Source organism: Belnapia sp. AC561 (assembly GCF_979252845.1).
In genome coordinates this window covers 1-8,494 of the sequence record NZ_CEEDBP010000075.1, presented here as the reverse complement: position 1 = coordinate 8,494, position 8,494 = coordinate 1, and the positions used below count along the sequence as shown (strand labels likewise).

The following is an 8,494-nucleotide window of genomic DNA, read 5'->3' as shown; positions in this document are numbered from 1 at the left end:
GGGTGGGGCTCCCAGGGGGCGGTGTGGTGTTCGCCGACCCAGGCTTCGGAATAGCCCAGCTCATCCAGCCAGCGCAGCACCTGGAGATCCCAGTCGTGGCCTTCCTTCAGGCCGCGTTCCGGGGGATGCGACGGCATCATGAAATAGCCGAATTCCATGGCTTCCCTCCATCGGTTCCGGCTTGGTGCCGGTTGCGGGGGGATGCTCGCGCCGGTCGTGCGGCGGGTGCAAGCGGAAATGGCGGGGGGGGCTAGACCGTGATCCGCGCTGACGGAAGCGCGGAGCACGGTCTAGCTCATTGTTTTATCGCACGATTCACGTCTTTCGGTGATTCCACCTCAAACGATCGCGCTCCAGGCGGGCATCAGGGCCGGCGCAGCCGGCGCAGGCCGAAGCGGCGGAACAACCCGCGCTTGGCGAGGGATTCGAACATCTCGCCCGGGCCTTCCGGGTCCAGCACCTCGTTGTCGGCCAGCCAGGCCTCCACGGCGGTCAGGTCCGGCGTCTCATAGGGGCGGAGGCTGCGGCCGGGGCCCGTCAGGCTCTCGATGGCGCCGATCAGCGAACCCTGCGCCGCGATGCTGGCGCCGACGATCTCCGGCGTGGTGCCGAGGTGCTCGGCCAGCAGGCTGTCGCGCACCGCGAGGATGCGCGGCCCGGCGAGGGCATTGGCGCAGTCGCCTTCCCCTGCCTCCTCCCCCTGGCCGGTATCGATGACGACGTCGCATTCGGTATCGAGCCGCATCGAGCGGTTGTTCATGTTCGAGGAGCCGACGCGCAGCACGCGGTCGTCGACGATCAGCACCTTGGCATGGACGTAGATCGGCAGCCCCTGTTCGGTGACGGGGTGGTAGATGCGGAAGCGCCGGTGCGGGTCGTTGCGGCGCAGCGCCTCGAACAGCCGGGCGCGGGCGCTGTCCATGGCGATGGGCTCGAGCCAGCCATGCGCCGTCAAGGGATTGATGAGGACGATCTCCGGCCCCGCCGGCTCGGCTAGGCGGCGGGCGATGGCCTCGGCGATGCGGCGGGAGGCGAAGTACTGGCTCTCGGCATAGATGAAGCGCCGGGCGGTGGCGATGAGGTCGAGGTAGAGCCGCTCGATCTCATGCGTGCCGGGCTCCTTGGCATAGTCCGGCTGGGTGCGGGCGATGCCGAGGTCGATGTCGTGGAATTGCGGCGGCAGCTCCTCCGGCCAGCAGGCGGTGCCCCCGGTCACCGGGGCAAGCGCGGCGCCGCCGGCCCGGCGCCAGCGGTCTCGCGCGAGCTCGCCCAGCGCGGCGGCGGCGGGGCCCTCGATGGCGGTCGTGGCATCGTGCCAGGGTGCGTAGGGCGCGCCGCCGGGGGTGATGCGGCGGGGTTCGAGGTCGCTGTGCGCGCGGGTGTCCCAGCGGTCGCCGGTCATGTCGATGCCGCCGCAGAAGGCGAGGCTGTCGTCCAGCACCACGATCTTCTGATGATGCGAGGCGGCGGGGGGGTGCGCGCCGTCCAGCTTCACGGTGATGCGCGGATGCCGCATCCAGCGCAGCAGGGTGAGCAGGGTGGAGCCCTGGAAGATGGTCTTCAGGCTGCCGATGTCCCAGCGCAGCAGGAAGATCTCGAGCTCCGGCCGGCGTTCCACCAGCCAGCTGATGAAATCGCCGAGGCTGTTCGGCGTATCCTGGTCGGCCTCGCCCGGCAGCAGCGAGATGCGGGCGTCGAAGTCCCAGCCGACCAGCATGATGCGGCGCTCGGCCTTGAGCATCGCCGCCCGCACGTGGCGGAAGTAATCCGCCGCGTCGACGATGACCGCGGCGCGGGTGGCGCGGGCGATGCGCCAGCAATTGCTGCCGGGCCGCAGGACCGGCTGCGGCAGCGCCACGGCATCGCAAGGAGAGAAGTGCATGCCCTCCCATTTCCACCGCCGGCGGGCGAGGGCACTTAAATTCCCCGTGCGGGGGCGCCCGGGGCGAGGGGCTCAGGCCATCAGGGCGAGGATGGCGGCGACATCCTCCGGCCCGGTCACCGGGCGGGGATTGGTGGCGATCGGCGGGCCGCCGTCCCAGCGGGCGGCGAGGCCGGGGATTTCCTCGGCGCCGATGCCGACCTCGGCCAGGGTGGTGGGCAGGCCGAGGCCGCGGATGAAGCCGCGCAGCGCCTCGGCGCCGGTGCGGCCGCCGAGGATCTGGGCGATCACCGCCTGGCGGTCGGCGTTCACAGACTCATTCCATTGCATGACGGCGGGCAGGCCGAGGCAGGAGGTGATGCCATGCGGCACGCCGCGGGCGGCGCCGAGGATATAGCCGATGCCATGGCTGGCCCCGACCGCGACATTGGCCCAGCCGCCCATGACGGAAAGCCACATGGCCTGCTGCGCCAGGCCCCGCGCCGCGACCTCCTCGGGGTTGGCGCGGATGGCGGGCAGGGCGGTGCTCAGCATCTCCAGCGCCTGGCGGGAGACGGCATCCGAGAAGGGCGCGCGGTCCAGGGCGCAGAGCCGTTCGGTCGCGTGGTCCGTCGCGCGGATGCCGGAGGAGAGCAGCAGCTCGGCCGGGGTCTCGAGCGTCGCGGCGGGGTCCAGCACGACGGCGACCGGGACCTGCATCGGGTGCAGGGCGCGGTACTTCCGGCCCTCGGCGAGGTCGGTATAGCCGGCATGCGGGGCGAATTCCGCGGCCGAGAGCGTGGTCGGGATGGCGGTGATGCGCGGCACCGGGGAGGCGGCATCCCAGCCCAGCGGCTGCGCCCCGCGCGAGACGGCGAGGCCGACCAGCCCGGCGGCATCGGTGACACCCTGCCAGACTGCGGCGCAGGCGACCTTGGCGCCATCGATGACGCTGCCGCCGCCGAGCGCGACGACGCGGTCCGCCCGCGTCTCCCGCAGCAGGGCGGCCAGCGCCAGCACGTCCTCGACCGGGGAATGCGCGCGCATGGCGGCGGTCTCGCCGGCGAGCTTCGGGCCGATGGCGGCGCGGGTCGCGGCGGCGATGCGGCTCTGCGCCAGCGAGCGGGTGGTGACGAGGACGACGCGCTGGCATTCGGCGAGTTCGGGCGGCAGGGCTTCCGCGACGGGCAGGCCGTGGCGGACGCGCTGCTGCGCCGGCCAGGTATGGAGATGCGTGCTCATTCCGCCGTTGCTCCTGCGTCGCGCACGACCTTGGCCCAGAAGGGAATCTCGCTGGCGACGAAGGCGGCGTAGTGGTCGGGGTCGGGGCTGGCGATGGCCTGCAGCCCTTCCTGGGCGAAGCGGTCGCGCACCAGCGGCGTCGCCAGGGCGGCCGTGGTGGCGGCGAAGACCCGGTCGCGGATGGCGGGCGGCAGCTTCGCCGGGGCGAACAGCCCGTACCAGCCGGCGATGTCGAGCGCGGGGAGACCGGCGGCGGCGGCGCCCGGCACGTCGGGGATGACCGGGGAGGGCGCGGCGGTGGTCATCGCCAATGCGGTCAGCCGTCCGGCGCGGGAATGCGGCAGCACCACGGGCGGGGTGCCGATGATGATCTCGATATCCCCGGCGAGGATGGCGGTGAGCGAGGGCGCGCCGCCGCGGAAGGCGACATGGGTGAGTTCGAGCCCCGTCACCTTGGTGAACATGGCGCCGGCGAGGTGGCTCGGCGTGCCGATCCCCGGCGTGCCGTAGTTCCAGCGGCCGGGCGTGGCGCGGATGCGTTCGATCAGCTCGGCCAGGGTGCGGATGCCGCTCGCCGGGTTCACCGCGATGATGGTCGGGATGTCGCTGACCTGGGTGATCGGGGTGAAGTCGGCGATCGGGTCGAAGGAGACCCGGCGGAACATCGCGGGGTTCACGCAATGGCTGAAATTGCCGCCGAGCAGCAGGGTATAGCCGTCCGGTTCGGACCGGGCGACGGTCTCGGTGGCGATGTTGGAGCCGGCGCCGGGGCGGTTGTCGATGAGGATGGTCTGGCCGAATTCGCGGCCCAGCGGGTCCGCCAGGGTCCGGGCGAGGAAATCGGCCGAGCCGCCGGGCGGGAAGCCGATGACCAGGCGGATGGGGCGGGCGCTGGGCCAGGCGGGCTGGGCGCGGGCGCCGGCTGCCAGCAGCAGGGCCGGGGCGGCGAGGACCGGGGTGAGGAGATGGCGGCGGCGCATCACCGGGGATGGCCCCACGGCGGATAGGCCGGGCGGGTGGACTCGGCGGAGGGCATGCGGCTGGACGTCCCTTGGCGGGTTATCCGGCCAGCTTGCCCGCTTCGTTCGGATGCTGCCAGGGGCGGGGTGGCGCGGCCGGACGTGCATGACGTGACGGTCTTGCAACTATTTTGCGGCTCAGGCCTGCAAATTCATCCAGTGCGAGGGCGAAACTTTACGATTCCCGCAGGGGTATGTTTTCAAGATCACGTGTCTGTTTCATCCTGCCAAGCCTGGGTTGCCGGAGGATTGCCTGCCTCCCGCACCGCCTCCACCCGGGAAGGCCCTGCCATGGCGTCGCGCACTGTGTCCCAGAATGACGAACTCGATCAGGCTGCCATCCGCCCGAAGCGGCGGCGCCCCATGCGCCAGCTGCGTACCGCCAAGCCTGAGGAAGGCGACGACCGGGGGGAGCTGCTGCATTTCCTCCGCGCCCTGCTGCTGGTGGTGCTGGCGACCGCAGCCTTCGGCTGGCTGGTATCCTGACGCCGCGGCGGGCTTGAAGCCGGCGCCGCGCGGCCGCAGGCTGCGGGTATGAGCGAGAGCGGGACGACAGGCCGGCCGGTGCTGCTGGTCACCGGGGGCGGGCGCGGGATCGGCGCGGCCGTGGTGCTGCTGGCGGCGGCGCGCGGCTATGACCTGGCCTTCACCTATCGCGGCGATGCGGCCCGGGCGGCGGCAACCGCCGCGGCGGCCGAAGGCGCCGGGGCCGCCGTGCTGGCGCTGCAGGCCGATGCCGGCGATGCCGCGGGGCAGGAGGCCTGCTTCGCCGCGCTGGACGCGCGCTTCGGCCGGCTGGATGCGCTGGTGAACAATGCCGGCATCACCGGCCCGACCGGGCGGCTGGACGAGACCTCCGACGCGGTCTGGGAGGAAGTGTTGAGGGTGAACGTGCTCGGCACCGTCGGCACCACGCGGGCGGCGGTGCGGCGGATGTCGAGGCGGCATGGCGGCCGCGGCGGGGCCATCGTCAATGTCTCCTCGCGCGCCTCGGAGATCGGCGGCGGCGGCGAATGGGTGCATTACGCCGCCAGCAAGGGCGCGGTGGATACGCTGACCATCGGCCTGGCGCGGGAGCTGGCGACGGAGGGCATCCGGGTGAATGCGGTGAACCCCGGGCTGATCGAGACCGAGCTGCATGCGGCGGCGGGGCTGCCGGACCGCGTGGCGCGGCTCTCGGCCGGGGTGCCGATGCAGCGGGGCGGCAGCGCGGCGGAGGTGGCGGAGGCGGTGCTCTGGCTGCTGTCGGATGCGGCCAGCTACGTCACCGGGGCGCTGGTGCCGGTCGGCGGCGGGCGCTAGGGCCGCCCCCGCCGGGTCCCCCCGCCGAGCACCGTCAGGGCACGGCCACCAGCTCGGCTGCGACCGAGGCGGGGCATTTCGGGTAGGTGGCGGCCCAGGTCCAGTCCTTGGCGATGAAGGCGATGGGCGTCATGTTGGGGCCCTGGAAAACCTGCGGCCAGCTGTTCTTCACGGTGGTGTCCCAGCCCGCCTTCATCGCATAAAGCGAGTAGCACCACGCCAGGACGACGATCCGGCCGGCCGAGAGGTGGCTGCGGATCTCCTGCGTCAGCAGCGCGACGGAATCATGCGCGCCATTGCCGACATCCCGCACCACGACCGAGATGCCCGGCATGCGGGCATCGGCCTGCAGGGCATTGGCCCGGTTCTGGTCGTCGGCCGGGTTGATGGCGGCGTCGCCCGGGCTCGAGGGATCCCGCGCGATGAATTTCCCGGTCCTGGTATCGACCTGCTGGCCGAGCTGGTCGCCGTGGCGGCCGGCGAGGACGGCGAAGTCGCGCTGGCCCTTCTTGTACAGGTCGATGACGATTTCCTGCCAGGACCCGTCGCCGGTGAAATTCACCGCGGCATAGACGTTGTCGCAGATGACCCAGGGGCAGTCGTCGAAGGACCAGCTGCCGTCGTTGAGCCTGTCCCAGACGTTCTTGGGCGACAGGTTGCTGGACGACTTGATGTATTTCGCGGCCATGACGTTCCCCCCGGGCGCCAGGCCGGTGGCGCTGGCCTTCGCGGGCGGCACGATGCGGTTATCGAACGATGCCCACAAGCACCGGCACGCTCATCGCGGGAATTTGAGGTGGCGCTGATCACGCCCCGCGTTCAGGCGCCTGGTTCAGACGTGCTGGCCACCGTTGATGTGCATCTCGGCGCCGTTCACGTAGGAGCTGGCATCGGAGCAGAGGAAGTAGATCGCCTTGGCGACCTCGGCCGGCTTGCCCAGGCGGCGCATCGGGATCTGCTCCTCGACGATCTTCTCGGTGCCCGGGGAGAGGATGGAGGTGTCGATCTCCCCCGGCGAGATGGCGTTCACCCGGATGCCGAGCGGGCCGAAGTCATGCGCCATCTCCCGCGTCAGGGACATGAGCGCGGCCTTCGAGGTTGAATAGGCGGCGCCGGCGAAGGGATGCACCTTGCTGCCGGCGATGGAGGTGACGTTCACCACCGCGCCGCGGGTCTTCTTCAGCTCCTCCAGCAGGCCGCGGGCCAGCATGATCGAGGAGAAGAAATTGACCTGGAAGACCCATTTCCAGTCGTCGATCTGGGTCTCCATGGTGTTCAGCCGGGCGCCGCCCTGGCCCTTGGGGGAGATCCCGGCATTGTTCACCAGCGCATCGAGCCGGCCGTCATCGGGGATCAGCCGCTCGCGGATCTCCTCGATGGCCCGCAGGGTATCGGCGGCATCGGAGAGATCGGCCTGGATATGGTCCTCGGGCCCCATCTCCCAGGGGCATTCCTCGGGGAAGGGCTGGCGGGAGACGGTGATGACGCGCCAGCCGGCGGCGGAGAAGACCTTCACCGTGGCATGGCCGATCCCCCGCGAGGCGCCGGTCAGCAGCAGGACGCGGCGTCCCTGGGCCGGCGCGCGGCGAACCACGGCGGGGGGCATCGGCATGGTGTTCATCGTCTCCGGATCTCGGTGGCAGGCTAGCCCGGCGCGGGGCCGCCCGCCAGCAGCGGCTTGCGGGCGGCGGCGAACTCCGCCACCGCGGCGACGTAGCGGTCGCAATCGGCCTCGGTCACCGGCAGGCTGAGCGCCACCATGCCGCGGCGGGCCAGGTAGATGCCCTGGGCCAGCAGGTCGAAGAAGAACAGCTCCCGCAGCTTGTTCTCGTCCGGCGTCGCGGCATAGGGAGCGGTGATCGGGCCGGCGCGGAAATGCACCGTCAGCATGGAGCCGCGGCCGGTGAACTGCATGGCGACGCCGGCGGCCGCGCAGGCGGCGTTGAGCGCATCGCGGAGCCGCTCGCCCCGGGCGAACAGCGCCTCGGCCGTCGCGGCATCGAAGATCTCGCCCATCGCCACGCAGCCGGCGGCCATGGACCAGACGTTGTTGTTGAAGGTGCCGGCATGCGGCAGCGTGCCCGGCTTGTGGCCATCGAAGACCGCCATGATATCGGCCCGGCCGCCGAAGGCGCCGAAGCTCATGCCGCCGGCCATGTACTTGCCGAGCGTGGTCATGTCCGGCGTCACGTCCATCATCTGCTGCAGGCCGCCGCTGCCGTGGCGGCTGGTCATGACCTCGTCGAAGATCAGCACCGCGCCGGTCTGCCGCGTCGCGTCGCGCAGCGCCTGGAGGAACTCGCGGCTGGCCGGGATGCAGCCGCCGGAGCCCAGCATCGGCTCGACCAGCACGGCGGCGAGCTGATCGCCCTCGGCCAGGATGTCGCGCATCGCGGCGGCGGGGTCGTTGTAGTCGGTGAAGGCCAGCGGGATGGGGACGTTCACCGCGGATTTCTCGGTGGCGAAGGTGAGGACCCCGCCGTGGTAGCCGCCGCGCATGACCATGCATTTGGTCCGGCCGGTGAAGCCGCGCGCCGCGGCCATGGCGAGCAGGTTGGCCTCGGTGCCGCTGTTGGTGAAGCGGACCAGCTCGATCGAGGGGAAGCGGCCGACGATCAGGCGGGCGAGGTCCTGCTCCGCCTCGCCGACCGAGGCGAGGTTGATGCCGCGGTCGAGGGCATTCTTCACCGCATCGATGATGCGCTTCTCCGAATGGCCGAACAGCCCCGCGGTGTATTCGCCGAGCAGGTCGAGGTATTCGCGGCCATCGGCATCCCAGAGCCGGCAGCCCTCGCCGCGCACCATGGCGGTGGGGAAGGGGGTGTAGAACAGCACGCTGCGGGTATTGCCGCCGGGCAGCACCGCCCGTGCCTTGGCATGGATGGCGGCGCTCTTCGGCCGGGCCTCGGCATAGGCCTCGTGCGCCTCGGCGAGTGCGGCATCGAGGTCGCTGTTGCGGAGAGCGGGATTGGGCTGGTCGAGGGGGCTCATGCTGGCGGCTCCGCGGCGGGTCCGGCAGGCTCGCGCGTGGCCCGGGCGGCGTCAACGGGGCGACGGCGGGGCGGCAGGG

8 protein-coding genes are annotated in these 8,494 nt (G+C 71.5%); 2 read left to right on the top strand and 6 right to left on the bottom strand.

What is annotated here, in order from left to right; genetic code table 11:
* Positions 1 to 364 precede the first annotated feature (364 nt).
* The 3 genes from AC0IW9_RS29560 to AC0IW9_RS29550 all read right to left on the bottom strand — a co-directional run bounded on the left by AC0IW9_RS29560 (position 365) and on the right by AC0IW9_RS29550 (position 4,083).
* Positions 365 to 1,882, bottom strand: a complete 1,518-nt coding sequence (locus AC0IW9_RS29560; protein ID WP_471651892.1) for a phospholipase D-like domain-containing protein — start codon at positions 1,880 to 1,882, stop codon at positions 365 to 367.
* A gap of 72 nt (positions 1,883 to 1,954) precedes the next feature.
* The gene (locus AC0IW9_RS29555) at positions 1,955 to 3,103 is read right to left on the bottom strand and encodes an iron-containing alcohol dehydrogenase (RefSeq protein WP_471651891.1); all 1,149 of its coding nucleotides are present in this window, start codon (positions 3,101 to 3,103) and stop codon (positions 1,955 to 1,957) included.
* The gene (locus AC0IW9_RS29550) at positions 3,100 to 4,083 is read right to left on the bottom strand and encodes a tripartite tricarboxylate transporter substrate-binding protein (RefSeq protein WP_471651893.1); all 984 of its coding nucleotides are present in this window, start codon (positions 4,081 to 4,083) and stop codon (positions 3,100 to 3,102) included. Before AC0IW9_RS29550 ends, AC0IW9_RS29555 begins: the two co-directional genes overlap by 4 nt.
* A gap of 402 nt (positions 4,084 to 4,485) precedes the next feature.
* Here AC0IW9_RS29550 and AC0IW9_RS29545 point away from each other — a divergent pair, with 402 nt between their 5' ends.
* Positions 4,486 to 4,608 (top strand): hypothetical protein, encoded by a 123-nt coding sequence (locus AC0IW9_RS29545; protein WP_471651890.1) that lies wholly within the window; start codon positions 4,486 to 4,488, stop codon positions 4,606 to 4,608.
* A gap of 48 nt (positions 4,609 to 4,656) precedes the next feature.
* Entirely contained in the window at positions 4,657 to 5,424 is a 768-nt protein-coding gene (locus tag AC0IW9_RS29540) for an SDR family oxidoreductase (protein WP_471651889.1), read from the top strand.
* 34 nt (positions 5,425 to 5,458) lie between these two features.
* On the opposite strand, the gene AC0IW9_RS29535 is transcribed toward AC0IW9_RS29540, so the two are convergent.
* From AC0IW9_RS29535 to AC0IW9_RS29525, 3 genes are all read right to left on the bottom strand, one after another.
* Positions 5,459 to 6,163: a hypothetical protein gene (locus AC0IW9_RS29535; protein WP_471651888.1), complete on the bottom strand. Its 705-nt coding sequence runs from the start codon at positions 6,161 to 6,163 to the stop codon at positions 5,459 to 5,461.
* Between the two features lie 93 nt (positions 6,164 to 6,256).
* Entirely contained in the window at positions 6,257 to 7,036 is a 780-nt protein-coding gene (locus tag AC0IW9_RS29530; RefSeq protein ID WP_471651887.1) for an SDR family NAD(P)-dependent oxidoreductase, read from the bottom strand.
* A 32-nt stretch (positions 7,037 to 7,068) separates the two neighbouring features.
* Positions 7,069 to 8,415, bottom strand: a complete 1,347-nt coding sequence (locus AC0IW9_RS29525; protein ID WP_471651886.1) for an aspartate aminotransferase family protein — start codon at positions 8,413 to 8,415, stop codon at positions 7,069 to 7,071.
* Positions 8,416 to 8,494: the final 79 nt, after the last annotated feature.